General features: G+C 39.7%; 27 protein-coding genes and 1 other RNA gene. 5 read left to right on the forward strand and 23 right to left on the reverse strand.

Features of this window, described 5'->3' with window-relative positions:
* Positions 1-19: 19 nt before the first annotated feature.
* Positions 20-859, reverse strand: coding sequence for a methyltransferase domain-containing protein (locus tag HMPREF2867_RS06940; protein ID WP_070576686.1), 840 nt, complete (start codon positions 857-859; stop codon positions 20-22).
* A gap of 14 nt (positions 860-873) precedes the next feature.
* Positions 874-959, reverse strand: an RNA gene (gene ffs / locus HMPREF2867_RS06945) — signal recognition particle sRNA small type.
* A 320-nt stretch (positions 960-1,279) separates the two neighbouring features.
* Between ffs and HMPREF2867_RS06950 the strand changes: the two genes are divergently transcribed.
* Genes HMPREF2867_RS06950 through HMPREF2867_RS11450 form a run of 3 tightly spaced genes read left to right on the forward strand, consistent with a single transcriptional unit; the run spans position 1,280 to position 1,928 of the window.
* Complete coding sequence (locus HMPREF2867_RS06950) at positions 1,280-1,438, forward strand: class IIb bacteriocin, lactobin A/cerein 7B family (RefSeq protein WP_002892000.1); 159 nt, start codon at positions 1,280-1,282, stop codon at positions 1,436-1,438.
* Positions 1,439-1,458: 20 nt separating this feature from the next.
* Positions 1,459-1,626 carry a class IIb bacteriocin, lactobin A/cerein 7B family gene (locus tag HMPREF2867_RS06955; protein ID WP_002892002.1) on the forward strand — a complete coding sequence of 56 codons (168 nt, stop codon included), beginning with the start codon at positions 1,459-1,461 and terminating at the stop codon, positions 1,624-1,626.
* A gap of 47 nt (positions 1,627-1,673) precedes the next feature.
* Positions 1,674-1,928, forward strand: a complete 255-nt coding sequence (locus HMPREF2867_RS11450; protein WP_070576689.1) for a hypothetical protein — start codon at positions 1,674-1,676, stop codon at positions 1,926-1,928.
* Positions 1,929-2,013: 85 nt separating this feature from the next.
* Here HMPREF2867_RS11450 and tadA read toward each other — a convergent pair whose 3' ends face one another.
* From tadA to HMPREF2867_RS06995, 7 genes are all read right to left on the reverse strand, one after another.
* Positions 2,014-2,532: a tRNA adenosine(34) deaminase TadA gene (gene tadA / locus HMPREF2867_RS06965; protein ID WP_060971580.1), complete on the reverse strand. Its 519-nt coding sequence runs from the start codon at positions 2,530-2,532 to the stop codon at positions 2,014-2,016.
* A 769-nt stretch (positions 2,533-3,301) separates the two neighbouring features.
* Complete coding sequence (locus HMPREF2867_RS06970) at positions 3,302-3,694, reverse strand: single-stranded DNA-binding protein (RefSeq protein ID WP_070576692.1); 393 nt, start codon at positions 3,692-3,694, stop codon at positions 3,302-3,304.
* A gap of 427 nt (positions 3,695-4,121) precedes the next feature.
* The gene (locus HMPREF2867_RS06975; RefSeq protein WP_070576695.1) at positions 4,122-4,799 is read right to left on the reverse strand and encodes a CPBP family intramembrane glutamic endopeptidase; all 678 of its coding nucleotides are present in this window, start codon (positions 4,797-4,799) and stop codon (positions 4,122-4,124) included.
* A 266-nt stretch (positions 4,800-5,065) separates the two neighbouring features.
* On the reverse strand, positions 5,066-5,692 hold the full coding sequence (gene ytpR / locus HMPREF2867_RS06980) for a YtpR family tRNA-binding protein (protein WP_070576699.1): 627 nt from the start codon (positions 5,690-5,692) through the stop codon (positions 5,066-5,068).
* A gap of 28 nt (positions 5,693-5,720) precedes the next feature.
* The gene (locus HMPREF2867_RS06985) at positions 5,721-6,245 is read right to left on the reverse strand and encodes a hypothetical protein (protein ID WP_070576702.1); all 525 of its coding nucleotides are present in this window, start codon (positions 6,243-6,245) and stop codon (positions 5,721-5,723) included.
* Positions 6,246-6,248: 3 nt separating this feature from the next.
* Positions 6,249-6,563, reverse strand: a complete 315-nt coding sequence (locus tag HMPREF2867_RS06990) for a thioredoxin family protein (RefSeq protein WP_014635108.1) — start codon at positions 6,561-6,563, stop codon at positions 6,249-6,251.
* The gene (locus HMPREF2867_RS06995; RefSeq protein ID WP_070576705.1) at positions 6,560-6,844 is read right to left on the reverse strand and encodes a DUF4651 domain-containing protein; all 285 of its coding nucleotides are present in this window, start codon (positions 6,842-6,844) and stop codon (positions 6,560-6,562) included. Before HMPREF2867_RS06995 ends, HMPREF2867_RS06990 begins: the two co-directional genes overlap by 4 nt.
* A 99-nt stretch (positions 6,845-6,943) precedes the next feature.
* Between HMPREF2867_RS06995 and pepA the strand changes: the two genes are divergently transcribed.
* Positions 6,944-8,011, forward strand: a complete 1,068-nt coding sequence (gene pepA / locus HMPREF2867_RS07000) for a glutamyl aminopeptidase (protein WP_070576708.1) — start codon at positions 6,944-6,946, stop codon at positions 8,009-8,011.
* A 15-nt stretch (positions 8,012-8,026) separates the two neighbouring features.
* On the forward strand, positions 8,027-8,797 hold the full coding sequence (gene proC / locus HMPREF2867_RS07005) for a pyrroline-5-carboxylate reductase (protein ID WP_002887008.1): 771 nt from the start codon (positions 8,027-8,029) through the stop codon (positions 8,795-8,797).
* Positions 8,798-8,823: 26 nt separating this feature from the next.
* On the opposite strand, the gene HMPREF2867_RS07010 is transcribed toward proC, so the two are convergent.
* The 14 genes from HMPREF2867_RS07010 to HMPREF2867_RS07075 form a co-directional block, all read right to left on the reverse strand.
* On the reverse strand, positions 8,824-9,486 hold the full coding sequence (locus HMPREF2867_RS07010) for a CPBP family intramembrane glutamic endopeptidase (RefSeq protein WP_002887009.1): 663 nt from the start codon (positions 9,484-9,486) through the stop codon (positions 8,824-8,826).
* A 112-nt stretch (positions 9,487-9,598) separates the two neighbouring features.
* Positions 9,599-10,045, reverse strand: coding sequence for a hypothetical protein (locus HMPREF2867_RS07015; RefSeq protein ID WP_037605837.1), 447 nt, complete (start codon positions 10,043-10,045; stop codon positions 9,599-9,601).
* A gap of 73 nt (positions 10,046-10,118) precedes the next feature.
* Positions 10,119-10,775 carry a CPBP family intramembrane glutamic endopeptidase gene (locus HMPREF2867_RS07020; protein WP_002887011.1) on the reverse strand — a complete coding sequence of 219 codons (657 nt, stop codon included), beginning with the start codon at positions 10,773-10,775 and terminating at the stop codon, positions 10,119-10,121.
* An 11-nt stretch (positions 10,776-10,786) separates the two neighbouring features.
* Positions 10,787-10,984 (reverse strand): helix-turn-helix transcriptional regulator, encoded by a 198-nt coding sequence (locus HMPREF2867_RS07025; protein WP_002885716.1) that lies wholly within the window; start codon positions 10,982-10,984, stop codon positions 10,787-10,789.
* Positions 10,985-11,234: 250 nt separating this feature from the next.
* A complete protein-coding gene (locus tag HMPREF2867_RS07030) occupies positions 11,235-12,428 on the reverse strand; it encodes an acetate kinase (RefSeq protein WP_002885831.1) in 1,194 nt (397 codons plus the stop codon).
* Between the two features lie 56 nt (positions 12,429-12,484).
* Positions 12,485-13,441 (reverse strand): class I SAM-dependent methyltransferase, encoded by a 957-nt coding sequence (locus tag HMPREF2867_RS07035; RefSeq protein WP_070576710.1) that lies wholly within the window; start codon positions 13,439-13,441, stop codon positions 12,485-12,487.
* A gap of 44 nt (positions 13,442-13,485) precedes the next feature.
* On the reverse strand, positions 13,486-13,803 hold the full coding sequence (gene comGG / locus HMPREF2867_RS07040) for a competence type IV pilus minor pilin ComGG (protein ID WP_002887013.1): 318 nt from the start codon (positions 13,801-13,803) through the stop codon (positions 13,486-13,488).
* Positions 13,781-14,218 carry a competence type IV pilus minor pilin ComGF gene (gene comGF / locus HMPREF2867_RS07045; protein ID WP_002887014.1) on the reverse strand — a complete coding sequence of 146 codons (438 nt, stop codon included), beginning with the start codon at positions 14,216-14,218 and terminating at the stop codon, positions 13,781-13,783. The genes comGG and comGF overlap by 23 nt, the downstream gene beginning before the upstream one ends.
* Positions 14,205-14,435 (reverse strand): competence type IV pilus minor pilin ComGE, encoded by a 231-nt coding sequence (comGE, locus tag HMPREF2867_RS07050; RefSeq protein WP_002887015.1) that lies wholly within the window; start codon positions 14,433-14,435, stop codon positions 14,205-14,207. The genes comGF and comGE overlap by 14 nt, the downstream gene beginning before the upstream one ends.
* Before the next feature lie 31 nt (positions 14,436-14,466).
* Positions 14,467-14,895, reverse strand: coding sequence for a competence type IV pilus minor pilin ComGD (gene comGD / locus HMPREF2867_RS07055; protein ID WP_256263070.1), 429 nt, complete (start codon positions 14,893-14,895; stop codon positions 14,467-14,469).
* Positions 14,855-15,181, reverse strand: a complete 327-nt coding sequence (comGC, locus tag HMPREF2867_RS07060) for a competence type IV pilus major pilin ComGC (protein ID WP_070576715.1) — start codon at positions 15,179-15,181, stop codon at positions 14,855-14,857. Before comGC ends, comGD begins: the two co-directional genes overlap by 41 nt.
* Positions 15,178-16,278 carry a competence type IV pilus assembly protein ComGB gene (gene comGB / locus HMPREF2867_RS07065; protein ID WP_141750996.1) on the reverse strand — a complete coding sequence of 367 codons (1,101 nt, stop codon included), beginning with the start codon at positions 16,276-16,278 and terminating at the stop codon, positions 15,178-15,180. Before comGB ends, comGC begins: the two co-directional genes overlap by 4 nt.
* Complete coding sequence (comGA, locus tag HMPREF2867_RS07070; protein WP_070576722.1) at positions 16,160-17,101, reverse strand: competence type IV pilus ATPase ComGA; 942 nt, start codon at positions 17,099-17,101, stop codon at positions 16,160-16,162. Before comGA ends, comGB begins: the two co-directional genes overlap by 119 nt.
* A gap of 81 nt (positions 17,102-17,182) precedes the next feature.
* Positions 17,183-17,545 (reverse strand): DUF1033 family protein, encoded by a 363-nt coding sequence (locus HMPREF2867_RS07075; protein WP_002887019.1) that lies wholly within the window; start codon positions 17,543-17,545, stop codon positions 17,183-17,185.
* Positions 17,546-17,741: the final 196 nt, after the last annotated feature.

Consider the following 17,741-nt stretch of genomic DNA (forward strand, 5'->3'; position numbering starts at 1 on the left):
AAAAAAATCCCAACGACTGTTAGGATTGCTTATCATCTCTAATACGACCAACCAGCAGCTCTCCCGCAACGGTTAATTGCGTCACTGAAGTCAGGTCCAAAGTATCCTTATTGGCATGGAAGAAAAGAGGTGTCATCTCAGCAAATGTTTGAACATGCTCTGATGGCATAGACCAAGTCTTAGCAATCGTCACACGCTCCAAAAGCTCACAAGACTCTTGAAAATGTTCCAGAACATCCTGGTTAGAATAAGCCTGCGCCTCCGGTAACAGTTGGCGAAACTCTTTAAGATGACCTTCGTGAGGAATAACCTTGAAAATCAAGCCTTGATCAGACAAAAGTCTTCCAAATTCTTGATAATTAGCTGGTGAAAAGATATCTAAAATGACATCGATACTGTGTTCACGTAAGGGCAATTGAGCCAAATCACCAACGAACCAAGCTACGTTTTTCTGAGGATTTTGACGTGCCGCAAGAAGGATTGAATCCTTAGCCAAGTCAAAGGCCATGAAATCCTTGTCAAACTGTTGAGCCAACTGACGGCTATAATAGCCTTCACCACAGGCAACATCTAACACGTGCGAGTGTCCAGGAAGGTCACGCAAGCGCTCTGAAATCACCTTCAGGATAGGATCGTAATAGCCTGCTGCTAAAATCTGACTCCTCTTTTCAAAAGAAGCCATATCATAGTGCTTATCTCCCTTAGTCTGTCTTAAAAAATTGACAAAGCCCTGCTTGGCAATATTAAAGGTATGCCTATTCTGACAAACCAAGCTAGACAAATCCAAATGCATTGGTACCTGACAGATTGGACAAGCAAAAAGGCTCTCTTGATCTTTAAAAACACTAAATTTGGCCATAAATCCTCCTTAACACAAAAAAAGAGCACACACCTGAAATCGCTTAGGGCTGCTGGATTCCTCCCCTGACCCGCTTCACGCACAGATGTTGCTCCGAAAAATATTATACCATAAATCGAAGTGATTGCAAGTAGAGAACTTATGATAAGACTAGCTAGTCCTATTTCCTATCAGTCCCTATTATTTCCTTCGGTCAGTCTAAACTTCGATAAAACATAAGACTTACCATGTTGACATTTATGTCACTACTTTTTTATTTCTCGACACCTTATAATAAATCCATAGCTTGAGAAAAGCACCAAAAGCTAGTGACATGGCTGACTTTATTGAAAGGAGAAGTCATGTTTAACATATCTCTTAACTCATGGTGAGAGGGTACGAGATTTTAAAACTCACCAAAAATAAAAAAGGAGAACAATAATGACTAACAAAGAAATGAACACTTCTGATTTAGCCTCAGTAACAGGAGGCGGATGGAAGACTAACCTTGCCGTTGGAGGGCTCTGCCTAGCTTCAGGACCTATTGGAACTATGATTTGCCTTGGTGCCTACAACGGCTACATGGACTCTGCACGATAAAAAGAAAGGACATATGAACAATGACTAAGACAATTAACAATCGTAAACACATGACTACTCAAGAACTTGAAGCTGTATCAGGTGGAGTGGTTCCTTGGGTGGCTATTTCTGTTGGCATGGCTGCTGCGAAACTGACTTATGACCTTAGCTATGCTGCGGGTAAATCTTTCTATAACCTCACCCACTAACTAACAGAACTCACCTGATATCTCAAAGATTTTGAGGATGATAACTCATGAAACATACCATAAATCGAACAAATGATACTACTACTAATCAATCACCTAAAATGAATAACTATTTACTCGTAAAAATAGCTTTAGCTGGAATTATCAGTAGCCTACTTCTGATACTCCTAATCAACCTTATCTTTCATATACGATTAGGAACACCAATTATTGATGCTAATTTGAAGTCCGCTTTTGGTACTCTGATTCTCTTTATGCCTATTTTTCTTCTAACAGGAGAGAAAGAAAAAAATAAAGCATAGAAAGAGTGACTTAAACTGTCTTCAGGAAAACAAAAATACTCATCTTCCATTAAAAATGCAAGTCCAAAGGGACTTGCACTTTTGTTTACATATCTTGCATTGTTTCCAATTTAGCCAATCGTTTGGCTTCTTTTTTGCGTTCACGACTCTGGCGGAAGAAGTCTTGCATAATCTTAGCACACTCCTCCTCCATGATACCGGTCTCTACTTCCACGCGATGATTGAGACGCTCGTCTCGTAGGATATCGTAGAGGCTGCCCGCACCACCAAACTTTTGATTACTTGCTCCATAGATAACTTTAGGAATACGAGCCAGGCCGATGGCCCCACTACACATGACACAGGGTTCAATGGTCACAAAGAGGGTACAATCTAACAAACGCCAATTGCCCTCGGTCCTATTAGCTTCCTGAATAGCCATGACCTCCGCATGCATAATAGCTTGATTGAGCTCCTCACGTGCATTGTGCCCACGACCGATGACTTCGCCATCTTTAACGATGACACAGCCAATTGGGATCTCTGCTTTATCTAGAGATTTTTCGGCCTCCTTAAGAGCTTCAGACATAAAAAAGTCTTTCTCTTCTTGGGTAAAATCAAGCATTAGTATCACTCCCGTTCCAAGATTTGCGAGATATTATCTCGCTTAGTCCTTCTATTATAGCATAAGAAAATCAATACCAAAGATCTCCATTTTAAAGGACACAAAAAAAGCTAAGACGAATCATCCTAGCTTCAAACACATTAGTCTGGTGAGTCTTAGGAATCACACCAATGTGTTCCCCCAAGGCTAGACGAAAAGTCAACGACCGCTTAACATCCTAATTCATATGTCAGTCGGAGTGTCATAGTCAATTGTCTGTGAAATCAATTATGGACCTGTGGCCTCACAACAATAAACAAAAATGCAACTGCCTCAAACAATTGCAAGGATAGTGTTCTAGTTGTGATATTTCACACTTTCCTTCCAAACAAATAATGCCTACTATAAAAGTAACTTTTATAGCTTTTTCCTTACCCACCTATAGTTTATCACGAAACCTCTATCATTTAATTTAAAAATTGGTAATAAAACAATGATATAAATGAGAAAGAACTGTTAATTGTGTACACTGTTTTGGCTAATTAACCAAATAGCAAAAAACCATGTTATAACTACATTTTAAGGTTTTTCAAATAACTTTCTCTACTCTATCCATACTTTTAAACCCCTATCATCCTAAGTCTTATCTAATTTTACTGTTTATTAATCTAACAGGTGTTTAATGTTTTATCTCCAACAATTCTTCAAAACAAGGTATGGAACAAGATAATGATTTTTTAGAGAGGTTGCTTCAAAGATAGGAGACCTAGATAGCTAGTCAAAGGATAAACTAGAAGGGAAGTTCTTCTTCCAAGACGAGGTCAGCCAAGTCATTATCAGGATTATTCTCCCTAACAGCACGCTGAGCACGACTCTCCAGAAGTTGGAAAGAGGAACAAAGCACCTCAGTAACGTAATGGGTTTGGCCATCCTTATCGTACTTACGGGTACGAAGCTCACCATCAAGAGAAATTAAACTCCCCTTGCTTGCATAAGAGGCTAAGGTCTCAGCCAAAGGCCCCCAGACAACCACTGTAATAAAGTCAGCCTCACGCTCACCATTTTGCGTCTTATAGCGACGATTAACCGCAACTGTGACACGTGTAAAAGACCTATCGCTAGCAGTCTTAACCATTTCAGGAGTAGCTGTCAAACGTCCAATTAAAATTACTTTGTTATACATTTTTTTACCTCCACCTATCTATTCGTAAGAGGAAGTAAAAAAAGTGACAGATTTTGAAAAAGCAAGAATAAAAATAAGATATATATCACATTATTGACTTCAATTAAATAGAAAAAAGTAAAATCTATTCGGTTGAAAAGCAGGATGAGTTCTGCAATAAATGTACTTGTCACTAAATATTAGACATCTGAAGATGAGCTGAGCTACTAGCAAAGGAAGTAGGAAGCTTGGTATGAGCTGTCGATTCAAAGAACAGTTATTGCCATACAAACTTGTCATTAGTTTACTTACTCAAATCATCCTCTGCTGACCCAGAGTTACCACTTAAAATAATTTTAACACTCCGTTTTGAAATTGTTTTATTGATAGAAGAGAGACGAGAGTCCTTTGCCTTTTTCTTTGTAAGCTGAAATAGTTTGGAATCCACTTATTGCATACTACCAATGACCAATACTATAAAAGATAAAATATTTCCTAGCACATGAACCATCAAGGGATAGTAAATATTTCCTTTTTCATTCACATAAATAATTGAAAGGGCTACTCCGCCACCTAAGTAACCAACTGCACTGACCCACTCTGATAAAGACAAACTGTGCATATGGGTAAAGGCGAAAACAAATCCTACCACACAAATGCTTAGCCAGCTTGGCAAATGTCTCTGTAAACAATGCAATAAATTTTGACGGAAAAAGAGTTCTTCCACCAAAGGTCCAATGATACAGGCGAAAACTACTATCAGTAGTGGTTGTTCTTTAAAGGTGCTTTGTATATTAGCCTCGTTTAGTCCTTGTTCACTTAGTCCCAAAACCTGCCTCAATATTGCCGATAGTAGTCCAAAGAAAATGGTCACCAGGACAAGTAAGAGCCAGCCTTTTAAAACCCCCAAGAAAAATTTTCTTTTAGAACTTCTGACCTCTTCCCACTTTTTGAGCAATTCAGACTTAAATAGGAAGCAACCATACAAAAACATGATGGTATAAACTAAATAGGTCGTTAAAGAAGAAGGTAAGGGAGCATCAAATACTCGTATACCATCAAAAACAAAGAGGACTGTATAGAGAATCATAAAAACAAGGACTCCCTTATGTTTGTTGTAAGTCATTGAACTTTCCTTTCTTTTATAATCATCACCAAATCTGAGTCTGACAGATAAATAAAACACAACTTGATTAATAAACTTGAAGCCACATTTTTTAGATAATTGCTCGGATAAAGTTGTTTTGGCAAATAATAGAGATTGAGAGCAATACTATTATATTTTGATGATGAACTTGGTAAGTATAAAGAGGTTCTCGAAAATTTTGAACCATTTGCCAGGATGAGCTCTCCTGAAAAAAAAAGCGACTTACTTACCGCTTCTTGTCTTATTTACCCTTTCCAGTGTTTGGCTGGATCAAAAGCCTCACCAACTACTGCTGAATCATCAAGTTCAATAATACCACGTTTTTGTGGAGCATTTGGAAGTGCCAACTCACGTGGGGCACACATCATACCATAACTATCTTCACCACGAAGTTTTCCTGGGAAGATAAGGGCACCGCTAGGCATCATAGCACCAGGAAGGGCTACGATAGTTTTAAGCCCAAGCGCTGCGTTTGGTGCTCCTGCAACGATTTGGACCTTCTTATCACCAATGTTCACTTGACAGATGTTAAGGTGGTCACTGTCTGGATGTGCAACCATTTCATCAATTTGTCCAACCACAAAGACTGGTCCTTGTGTGTTTTCCAAACGCTCTTCAAAGCCCTCTTTAGCCAATTCCTCGTTCAAAACAGCTACATCTTGGTCTGATAAGAAAACTTGACCGTTACCTTCGATATCAATGAGGCTTGACGCTTCAAAAATATTCCAAGCAAGAGTCTTGCCTGTTTCATCAGCTGTGACACGCGCCACTTTACCTTTACGTTCTACGCTACGTTTGATGTCTTTAGTATCTTCTAAGATAACCAACAAAACGTCGCCAACTTGTTCTTTATTATATGCAAAATCATGGATTCTCCTTCAATAATTCTTTTTCTAGATTTTAAAATCGACTGATATGCCAAGAATCGTCGTTACTACCATAGCGATAACTAATCTTGTCAATTTTCCAGTCACTCTCTGTTAATTTTAAGATAAATTGTTTGTGGTACCAAAAGTCATTCCCATAGGAAAATTCAAGAAACATCTTAGCCTTACTCTTCATAATAAACTTAACTCGACAGGGCTCTAACACAAAATCATAGGTGCCTGGAGAACCAAAAGAAGCTGAAAAACCTCTTTTATAACAGTTATCAGTCAAGTGTTTTTGAGCTAAAGGAGTCAACTTCACTTTAAATTCATCAAATAACTCCATTTCTCCAGGAATAGTCTGATGTGTAGGAAGATTATTTTCCTTTTTGTAGGTGTTTATTTCTTGGTGTTTTAGGAAGATATCACTTTCAATTTTGGAATGCTCTACTAAAACTTGGCATAATTCTTCGATGATCCTCTCATTTTTTTCTGTCAGATACTTTTCTTTGGTTTCTGAAATATCAAAAGAGATATTAGGAAAGTGATTGATTTTCATCTTTTAAATCTCCGACAAAAAGGCATTGATTTCTTCTTTGGTTTTACGAGCTTTATTGACCAAGCGCCCCAATTCCTGACCTTTCTTAGTCACAACAAAACTTGGGATACCAAAAATATTCCAAGTTTGTGCCAAAGCCATATAATCATCACGATTAACACGCACAAAGGTCATATCTGGATGGAGGGCTTCGATTTCAGGCATAACGGGATAGATGAACTGGCAGTCTGGACACCAGTCGGCAGTGAAAAAGAAAACCACCTTTTGATCACTTTCGACATAGCTTGCCAGTTCTTCAAGATTCTTAGGAATAATCATACCTGCTCCTCCTCATAGGTCAAGATATCCTCTGCATAAACAAAGCTATAGGCACGTCCATCCTCTAAGACGATACCTCCTGTAAGCCCTGAATTTTCCTTATCAGTGGGATTTGTATAAAGGACTGCGATAGTCCCCAGGTGTGATAATTCTTGCCTAATATCTTGGATTAATGCAGCCTTCTTCATTTCTGCACGTGACTGTCTATACTTCTCTGCCATTGCCAAGAGACCTAAAGCTCCTACGCCTCCAGCAAACAAGGCCAATGTTTTACGTTTCATAAGAAACATTTTACCATAATTTTAGATGAATGGGGAGAGGCTACCTATCTCTTAAGAATCGTGCTAAAATAGTAGCAAGTACTACTCAAGGAGGATTTTATGACTACCCTATTTGACAAGATTAAAGAAGTAACTGAACTCAGTGCTACTTCAGGCTTTGAAGCTCCTGTACGCGACTACCTTCGCAAAAACATCACCCCACTTGTAGATGAGGTCCAAACAGACGGTCTCGGTGGTATTTTCGGTATCAAGCATAGCCAAGCAGAAAATGCCCCTAAGGTGCTTGTGGCTGCCCACATGGATGAAGTTGGGTTTATGATTAAGGAAATCAAAGCAGACGGGACTTTCCGTGTCGTCGAACTTGGTGGTTGGAACCCACTGGTTGTCAGCTCACAACGCTTCACCCTACACACTCGTGACGGTCGTGTCTATCCTGTCATCTCAGGTTCAGTGCCACCTCATTTCTTACGTGCTAGCGGTGGAGCTTCAAGTCTTCCTAGTGTTTCTGATATCGTCTTTGATGCTGGTTTTGCCAACCAAGAAGAGGCTAATGCCTACGGCGTTTTCCCAGGTGATGTCATCATTCCTGAATCAGAAACGATTCTCACAGCCAATCAAAAGAATGTCATTTCTAAAGCTTGGGATAACCGTTATGGTGTTCTCATGATTCGTGAACTCTTGGAAAACGTTAAGGATCGAGAACTCAACAATACTCTAATCGCTGGGGCCAATGTTCAAGAAGAAGTTGGTTTACGTGGTGCCCATGTCTCTACCACTAAATTTGATCCTGAAGTTTTCTTTGCAGTGGACTGTTCTCCTGCAGGTGATATCTATGGTAATCAAGGTAAGGTAGGTGATGGTACACTTATTCGTTTCTTCGATCCAGGTCACATCATGTTGCCAAATATGAAAGATTTCCTTTTAACTACTGCTGAAGAAGCTGGTATCAAATACCAATACTACTGTGCTGCGGGCGGAACAGATGCTGGTGCCGCTCACTTGCAGAATGCTGGTATTCCATCAACAACTATCGGTGTTTGTGCCCGCTACATTCACTCGCACCAAACCCTTTATGCGATGGATGACTTCCTAGAAGCACAGGCCTTCTTACAAGCTATTGTTAAGAAGTTGGATCGCTCGACAGTAGATTTAATTAAAAACTACTAAGACAAGGAGTAACCCATGATTATAGGTTTTATCGGTGTCGGAAAAATGGCAACAGCCATTATCAACGGCCTAAATACAAGCTCACATCGTATCATTATTTCAGGGTCTTCCTTGGCTCGTTCACGCCAGATTGCAGAGGAACTAGAGGTTGAAGCGGCTGCTTCCCATCAGGAATTGTTGGATAATGCTGACCTGGTCATCCTTGGTATCAAACCTCAAATGTTTGATAAGGTACTAGCCGATCTCAATTTCCATCAACCTATCATAAGTATGGCTGCTGGAGTGACCTTAGAACGCCTTGCTTCCCTCACCAGTCCAGACATTCCTCTTATTCGTATCATGCCGAACCTTAATGCTCAAATTCTCAAAAGCACTACTGGTCTTTGTACTAATGATAAGGTATCCGAGGACCTTTTGGCAGTTGCCAAGGAAATCACAGACAGTTTTGGAACCACTGTTGAATTGGCTGAGAAGGACTTTGATACCTTCACTGCCTTAGCAGGTTCTAGCCCTGCCTACATCGCCCTCTTTATCGAGGCTCTAGCCAAGGCTGGTGTCAAAAACGGCCTAAGTAAGCAGGTCGCTCTGACCATTGCCACACAGACGGTTCTAGCTACTGCTGAAAATCTCAGTCTTGGTAGCAACAGTCCACATGATCTTATTGATAAGGTATGTAGCCCTGGTGGGACTACTATCGCCGGTCTCATGGACCTTGAGCGTACAGGCCTCACCCATAGTGTAGTTTCAAGTATTGATACAACCATTGCTAAAGCCAAAAAACTATAAGAATAAAGCTCGGAATCTTCCGAGCTTTATTTGATATATGGCGCTAAAAATTGTAAGAGTAACAACATTGAAACCGCAATACTATTGTTAATGATATGGGCCATGATACAGTACTCTAACTTTTGAAACTTACGATATGCTATCCCAAGGGCAAGCCCCATACCTGCATATACAATCCAAACACCGATACTATTCGGCATATGAACAAGGCCAAAAAGTAAACTACTAACAATCAAGCCAACAATAGAATCTGGATTAAAGACGCGTCCCATGAGGAGCCCTCGAAAAACCAGCTCTTCCACAATCGGTGCCATAATTACCGTAAACATTATGAGAAGGAAGGGATTCATATGGGCATTTTCTATGGCTGCCTGATTGGTGCTATTACTAACACCTTCCATCATCATGACTATAGAACCAATCCTAGTAACGATATAAATACCTAGGTAGGTCAAGCCAATCATACCCCAGGCCTTCAGGGAAGAAAGGGCCTTAAAGCCTTCGAAAAGCCCAAGACGTTTTCCTAAGAAAAGAGCTCCTGCGCTCATAAGAAGCAAGATAAAAATTAAGAGACAGACCAGCCTTATATCTTTGACACCTAAATAGATGGTTGGAACTTGATCAATAATTAGTATTAGGAAAGCTAGTAAAAAATAAAGAAAGCGTTTGAGAATTGACCCTTTGTTCATGAGAATCCACCTCTTTTCATCATCTGTTTGTACTTTTATTATAATACAACATGACTTATTTGACAAGACAAAAAGAAAACGAAAGAGGAGTTTTCCAAGATAATATAGACTCTTATCCTATTTTAGATAGGATGAGACGAATAAGAGCAAATCCCAATACTAAGCCATAGAGCAAGACTGATAAGACTGTAACATATGGCAACTGAATATTGACAAAGGCATATAGAGCAATCAAAGCAAAGATAAGCAAAAACTCTAAAATCAGAGTTGCAACTGCTGTCGCCATTAAAATCTGTTTATTTCGCTCATCGTAGGCAGCAATATACATCTGGTGAAGACGTTTAGGATGGGTAAGTATAGCAAAATAATAGATTGACAAGGCATAAACCCCAATGGTAAATCCCAATACTAATCCTAGAGTATAATCACTAAGACTGTTAGAGCGAACAATAAATAATCCCAAAATACCCAAAGAAAAGAAAGAGCAGGCTACTCGTGTAATGTATTTCTTAAATTCGGCCTCTGTTTTTCTATTTCCTAATAACATTTTTATTAACATATCTTAACACTCCCTCTATTATCCTTTATAAGAGCAATATACATTTTTTCAATGATAACTTTAATCATTCACCTTAAACGAAAAGACTGAGTAGTACACTTATGCTATTGTTGAAGATATGAACACCCATACTGTACTCGATACGCTTAGTCTTATAATATGTTATCGCAAGACCAGCTGACATAATACCATAGATGACAATTGTCTGAAGCGTAAATGCTGAGTGACCAGCCATAAAGAGAAGACTGGAAATAACAAGACCCGTCTTAAAGTATTTTCCAAAGAGCACCTTGGCTAAGAGTCCTCTAAAAATGATTTCTTCCATAATCGGAATAATAAAACCGGCGACTACTAGGTGAAGATAGAATGGTACGTGGGCAAAGATAGCATTTAAAGCATCTTGATTTTCCATAGTCGCATTGTGTGTTAACTGACCAATAAAATACCCTAGAAGATCACCTAGGAAAAAGATGACGAGATTAAGAGAAGCAATCGCAACGAGACGTCTCCAATTAATCTCTTTAAGCGATAAGAGTTTAAATCTATAAGCAATCACGATAAAAATAGCCAAACTCCCTAATGCCCAAATACCGTAACCTATTTGCTCCACAAGTGAAAACTTACCATCCTGAGTAAGTAGCGGGAAAGCACCTAATAGTGTTAAATCTAAGATTAGTAGAGTGAGCGCTAAAACAATAACACCAATTTTCTTCATGACTTGTTTAAACATATCTTTTCTCCTTAATCTTCCTCAAAAATAAAGACTTCTTCAATAGTCTTTCCAAAATATCTAGCAATTTTAAAAGCCAGTTCCAACGACGCATTATAGCGACCTTTTTCGAGTGAAATGATGGTCTGCCTCGTGACCCCCATCTCATCTGCTAACTCTGCCTGACTAATCTTATTAGCCTTGCGAAGTTCCTGAATTTTTGTTTCCATGTGGCACCTCAACCTTATCGTTTATTCTCAAATAGTTAAACTCCTTACTTTTCTTTGTTAAGTTAACTTTACATTTATAGTATAGTTCACTTTACATGTTTTGTAAAGTCTTTTTTACATTTTTTGTAAAGTTTTCTTTACTTATAGAATTACACATAAATAGAAATATTCGAATGATTCTGTCAGTGCATTCAAAAAAGCTAGCCAATCACTCAGCCAACTTTTCTGGTCTTATCAAATTTTTGATAACTTATTTAGTTTTAAGGCGCTCAACATCACGCGCAATCACCAACTCTTCATCTGTTGGGATAACAAATACTTTAACAGCTGACTCTGCTGTTGTAATGTCGCCTACATGTCCAAAGACATTCTTTTCAGGATCCACTTCAATACCAAACCAAGTGAGACCATCCAAAACTGAAGCACGAACTTCTGCAGAGTTTTCACCAATACCTGCTGTAAAGACGATAGCATCCGCTCCGTTCAACACACCGAAGTATTGAGCGATGTATTTACGCAAACGATCCACATAAAGATCATAAGCCAAGGCACATTTTTCATCGCCAGCATTCTTACCAGCAATGATATCACGCATATCACTTGATTTTTCAGAAATGCCAAGAAGACCTGATTCCTTATTAAAGACGTGACGGATACGCTCAGCATCTGCCATTTCAGGCTCGCGGTCAATAACAAATGGAATAATCGCAGGGTCAAGATCCCCAGTACGTGTTCCCATCATAACGCCACCAAGTGGTGTCAAGCCCATTGACGTATCTACTGATTTACCACCATCAACGGCAGTAATAGAAACACCATTTCCCACATGGGCTGTGATAATCTTAGTTTCTTCAATTGGCTTACCTAACAACTTAGCTGCTTCTTGAGAAACATATTGGTGGCTAGTTCCGTGTGCTCCATACTTACGGACTTGGTAGTCTGTATAGTAACGATTAGGCACTGGATAACGGTAGGCCACTTCCGGCATAGATGTATGGAAGGCTGTATCAAAAACAGCAACACTCGTAATATCTGGGAGGAGCTCCTTAAAGGCACGAATCCCTGAAGCTGCACCTGGATTGTGTAAAGGCGCTAAGGCTGACAATTCTTCAATCTTAGCCAAGGCATCTTCATCCACCAAGCTTGATTCTTTGAAATATTCTCCACCAGCAACCACACGGTGACCAACACCTGTAATTTCATCATAGCTCTTGATAATATCAAAACGAATCAAATCATCAAGCAAGATTTTTACTGCCTGAACATGGTCAGCAATATCTAGAGTTTGCGATTCTGAACGGTCATCAAATTTTACTGTGGAAACAGAATCTTTCAAGCCGATACGTTCAATCAAACCCTTAGCAAGAACAACTTCATCTGGCATCTCATATAGTTGCCATTTCAAGCTTGAGCTTCCTGCATTAATTGCTATTGTTTTTGTCATAAGCCACCTCTTTGTAAAACGCTTTCAATAATATAGTCCTATTCTAACATGTTTTGCTAGAAAATGGAATTATCTGATTTCCATTTTTGGAAATTCTCTGTAAAATCTTTGAGGACCTCTGAGTTTTGCAAATCGCTAAGTGGATAAACAAAGGTCTCAGGAGCATTTTCAGTTTTTTTTTTAAGCACAAAGATAGACTTCATGTTACGTTTATTGCCAAAAGCTGCTTCTGGAAGAGTGATAACAGCAATAATATCAGCATAGCCTGATAGCCATTTCTTAAGCAAGTCACTTTGTGGGCTTGTCAAAAGATTAGTTGGTGCCAAAAGAATAGCAATACCATCTTTCTTCAAGTACTTGAGTGATTGCTCCATGAGAAGGTGATGGGCATAGGTGTGTTCACCAGTTGCTGCAACCTTGAAACGACTCGCAATTTCATCATTAGGGTAGTAACCAACAGGTAGGTCACTAATAATAACATCACTCTCTTTGAGAATATGTGGTCGAACAGCATCTTCTTGAATGTAAACTGCACTCGAATTCACCACATCAGCAATACTAGCTGACAAATCGATAAGGAGATCGTCAACTTCCATTCCCATATAATTAAGGGTTTTCTGACTATTATTTAGAAGAGTTTCAGCCAAGTTTCCTGTCCCCGAACCAATCTCCAAAACATCTAATTGGTCGTCCTTGGTCAAACCTTCAAGTAGGTAAAGAATGATAAATCCAATAGCATCAGGTGTAAATTGGTGATTGGCTTGTAAGGCTTCCAATTGCCCTAGCTTGATAAACAAGAACTGAAAAGCACGACGCCACTCCTCTTTGCTTAGATTAAGGGCACGTAATTTCTCGTTGTTTTTGATGATGACTTCATTAGCTACCTCAGCCCCCAAATAATAGGAATTTTGCTCAATAAGCGCATCGTAAGCATGGGTTCCAAGATCATTTTCAATGGTTTGGACATTTTCTAACAACAGCTCAAAGGCTGTCTCAATTGCTTCAAAATTCATGATTTCCTCCGTCCTTCTATCATATCAAAAAGGAAAGAGAATTTCTATTTCTGCTCCTGCTTCTTCACATAACGATAGGTCTTGATTTGGCCTTTACTGGCAACTCTAACAATCACTTGTTTGTCCTTAACCTCATAAGTCGTAGTTCCCTGAGAGAAACTAAAAGCACCTGCTTTCTTGTCCGCCAAGTCCATGGTCATCTCTGCCATGAGACGACTTTGACTGGAAATCATTTGCGCTTGGTTCTGTCTAGAGCTAGCAACCACCCGCTCCAGATAAACATGCAGAAGAAGTGTGAAAATGCCAGCCATAAAAAGAGCGTAAAGAAGAACGCCTCCCCTAACCTGTTTTTTCAAAAGCATAAACAAAACTCCTTTGTAGCCCATTTTTAAGAGTCACTTGGATGGTGACTATCTGGTTATTTTGGCTAATTGTACTAGCTTTTACATTAAAAAGCATGGGTTGGTAGCCTCGACCGTCAGCATTTGTTTTTCGAAAATCAGTAGCACTTGATAGTCCAAAAGCTAAGTCTTGATTATCCTGCTTGACATAGAGTTTGTTCCCCTCTACCTTTACCAACTGACAACCTTCTAATTCTGCCTCCATTTGTTGAACGAATAGAAGCCAGTCTTGGCTTTCTTGTTGCTTGACCTGCTTAACATTGCTCACCAATACTGTGGTCAGACCTTGATAAACTTGAACTGAACCAGCAATCACCAACAAGGCCACTAGACATTCCAAGAGGGTAAAAGCACGAACCTTGCTATTGAGAGACATGAATAATCTCCTTTCCTGATTCATAAACCGCGATACCTTGCTGGCTACGTTTTACCGTCACTGTGATGCCATTTAAGGTCAACTGATCCTGTTTGGTCTGAACTGCCATGGTTGCCACACTCAAGACCTCCTGTTGGTGGAGATTCCTAGCCATTAACCTACGATTGGTATTGATTTGATCTAATATAAGACCACTGACAAGCACTAAGACAGCCATTGCTACCAGGCTTTCGATAAGAATATAGCCTCTAAGAGACCGTCTTTTTATATTTACCGCTGCCCATGTTAAGCTGATAGGTCACCACCTCCTTATCACTTGAAAAACGAATCTTGGTGAGGCTCGAGTTGCCTCCTTTAGCATCAAACATTAGCGTCTGCCCCTTATCAAGATGAATACTTTTAGGAATCACCAGACTGGATTTTCCGTTACTGATTTTATCCTTGGTCAACTGCAATTCAACATTGGCCCCTTCTGCCGCTGCCAAGCGCTGACTATCTCGGTATAGGTACTCAAAGCGCAGATAAAAAAGGTTAGTTTCAACCTGTTGAAAAACACCTGTCACTGAGCCTGACAAACTCAAAGTGAGAAAGGCAACCACTGCTAGTGTCACCAGACTCTCCAACAAGGTGAAGGCTCTAATTGGCCACTGAGCGGCTTTCGCCACCATGTTTCGCATAGTAATCATTGTATGAATCTGCCTGTTTTTGCGTGATTTGACCTTCTGAAACAAGAGCTGCTAAGCTAGCTGTCTTGTTATTCTTCATTTCATAAAGTTCTGCTTGAGAATCCACGACCTTGACCACAGCCGCATTTCCAGTCTCTTTAACAGAATCCTTCTGCTTACTCAAGTTAGGAACAAAAAGCAAGAGGAGGATACTGATAATGAGAAGCACGACTAGCATTTCAATTAGCGTAAAAGCTCGTAGTTTAACGGCATTCAATTTTTTAAACATCATTTTCATGACATCATTCCTTCCATATTTTGATACATTGGTAATAGCATGGCTGCATAGATCATTACAATCACGACAGCAACAATAACAAAAATGAGGGGTTGCACAAAGGTTGTTGCCTTATTAAGACGGTTAAAGAAAGCCTGCCAAACCTCTTCAGCATAGACTTCTAACTCATAGCCCAACCTAGCATTAGCCTCTCCATAAGCAATAATCAAGGATAATTCCTTAGTGAAAAAAGGGTGAGTAGCAATACGGTCAGGAAAACTCTGTCCTAGCATCAAGGCCTCTTCTAAATCAGCCCCTAGCTCACGAAAGAGCTTGGACTTTTGCTCTTGCATAAGAGAAACCAAGTCTAACAGGTCAATGCCTTGTCCTAAGAGATTTCCCCATTCCCTAGCATAATAGGCGGTCGTATATAGCCTGACAGTTTGGCCTATGAAAGGGATTTTTGCCATTCGTCGATAAAAGACAAGGGCTGGCTGGTGTTTGACCCATAGATAAAGAATTAAGCTTAATACAAGAAGTCCACACAAAGTCACAAAAAAGAGCTGGGGAAAGATTTGAACCAACTGTACAGCCCAATTATCCTTACCATCACCCTCTAACAGTTGAGGTAAAAGATAATTTTTAAGTCCTAACATAATCAGAATCAGGAAACCCAGGAGTAGAATAGGGTAGGTCGCTACCTCCATGAGTTTCTTACGAACCTTGGTCATGCGAAGCACGTAGGTTTCAATCTTGGTTAAACTCCCTAGAAGATTACCGTGCTTATCAGCAAGGGCAATCTGAGTAACAATATTGTCCGAAAAACCCACTGACGCAAACATCTGGTCTAGCCTGTCGCCTCGCATTAAGCTTGCTTTCATAAGAGATAATGACGATTCTTTCAACAAGTGACTTCGCTCCAAAAAGGCTACGATTTCAGTTAAAGTAAACCCTGCCTTTAGAAGTTGTTTGAAAAGCTGGATAACCTTGACTTGCTGATTAATCTTTAATTTTTTCCCCTTGGATATCTCCTTCAGTGAGATATCCTTGTTGAACCAAGCCTTCCAACTGTTGGTTCCAGCTGGTTGACGAATGGCTTTGGAAATTTTCACTGGCAAAATCAATCACACCTCCTCCCTTAATCAAACGCATATAGGCAATCCCTTGAAGAGCATTATCCAACTCAGACTTATCTACACCAAGGTCCAGAAGACGCTCATAAACACCTGCCACACTCTTTGCGTGAATAGTTGAAAGAACAGTCGCTCCTGTCAGACTAGCTCTAATAACTGCTCGAGCAGTCTCCTTATCTCGAATTTCTCCAATAATCAAAACATCCGGGCGGTGACGTAGTGATAGCTTAATCAAATTATCATAGGTCATGTCAATTGCCTGATTTACCTGGAGTTGCAAGACATTATCCTGTTTAATTTCCACAGGATCTTCAATCGAAATCACCTGCTGTCCCTTAAAACGCTCCTGAACCAATTCATGCATAAGCGTAGTCTTTCCAGAACCTACGGGACCTGCAAAGAGATACAAGCCACGATAATCCAAAGCATCCATAATCGGCTGGATTCCTTGATTCCAATACACCAATTCTCGACGTTCGGAATGTAGAACACGAATAACTAAACTTTCTAAGCCGCGATAATCCCCAACGGTTGATAAACGCAGAGAAACCCTTTGACCATCACCACAATCATAGTCACAGGAACCTAGTTGACTCCTACGCTTCTCACCCACCATCATTCCCGCCACAAATTTAAAGTGACCAATAAGACTAGCCATGAAATCAGGCCGATATACATCAATTAATCTCCTCTCCTGGCCAACTCGCATATAGAGCTCGTAATTATCCCGACGTGGAATGACATAGATGTCTTGAGCCCCACAACTATCAGCATTTTTGATCATTTCCTTAGCAAATTCTGTTACCATAAGGACCTCCTCATAGACCTATTCGTAAAAAGTTTAAGAAAATGAAAAGAAGCCCGAAAAAAATTCGAGCTTCTGCATTGTTTAACGTTTAATTTTACAGTGGGCATGATTTGGAAGGTCATTTCGCTTTTCATATCCCGGACGGTATTTTTCCTCAGGAATTTCCTGCCAATCATCCAAAAGAGCAATCGATTGATAGACCTGCAGGTATTCGTCACACTCCTCACACCAGTGTTTATCCTCTTGGTCCCAAAAAGCAGTCATGACACTACTACGGCTGATATAACTTGGCAAGGTTTCTTCCATGGCAAACCAAAGTTTTTTATAGTACTTGAGGGCATCATAAAAATTTTCAAATTCCTTAGTACTGATGATATCTTCTTGCCAGCCTTCTAAGAACCACCACGGTTCCAAATCCCCTTTCATTTCAACTACTTGGTACATTTTTCTTTCTCACTTCATCTTTGGTGTTCCTATTATACAAAATTTTCTGGAAAAGATAAAAAAAATGGTCTTATATTTTATATTTATCAAAAATTGAAGAAATTCTAGTCATATAAATACGAAAAGAACTCACAATTCATTGTGAGTTCTTTTGATTTCGTTTGGCTCTATAATTTCTGTAGTGGGTAAAACCACT

Origin of the sequence: Streptococcus sp. HMSC064H09 (assembly GCF_001812625.1) — a bacterium.
In the GTDB taxonomy this organism is placed as follows: Bacteria; Bacillota; Bacilli; order Lactobacillales; family Streptococcaceae; genus Streptococcus.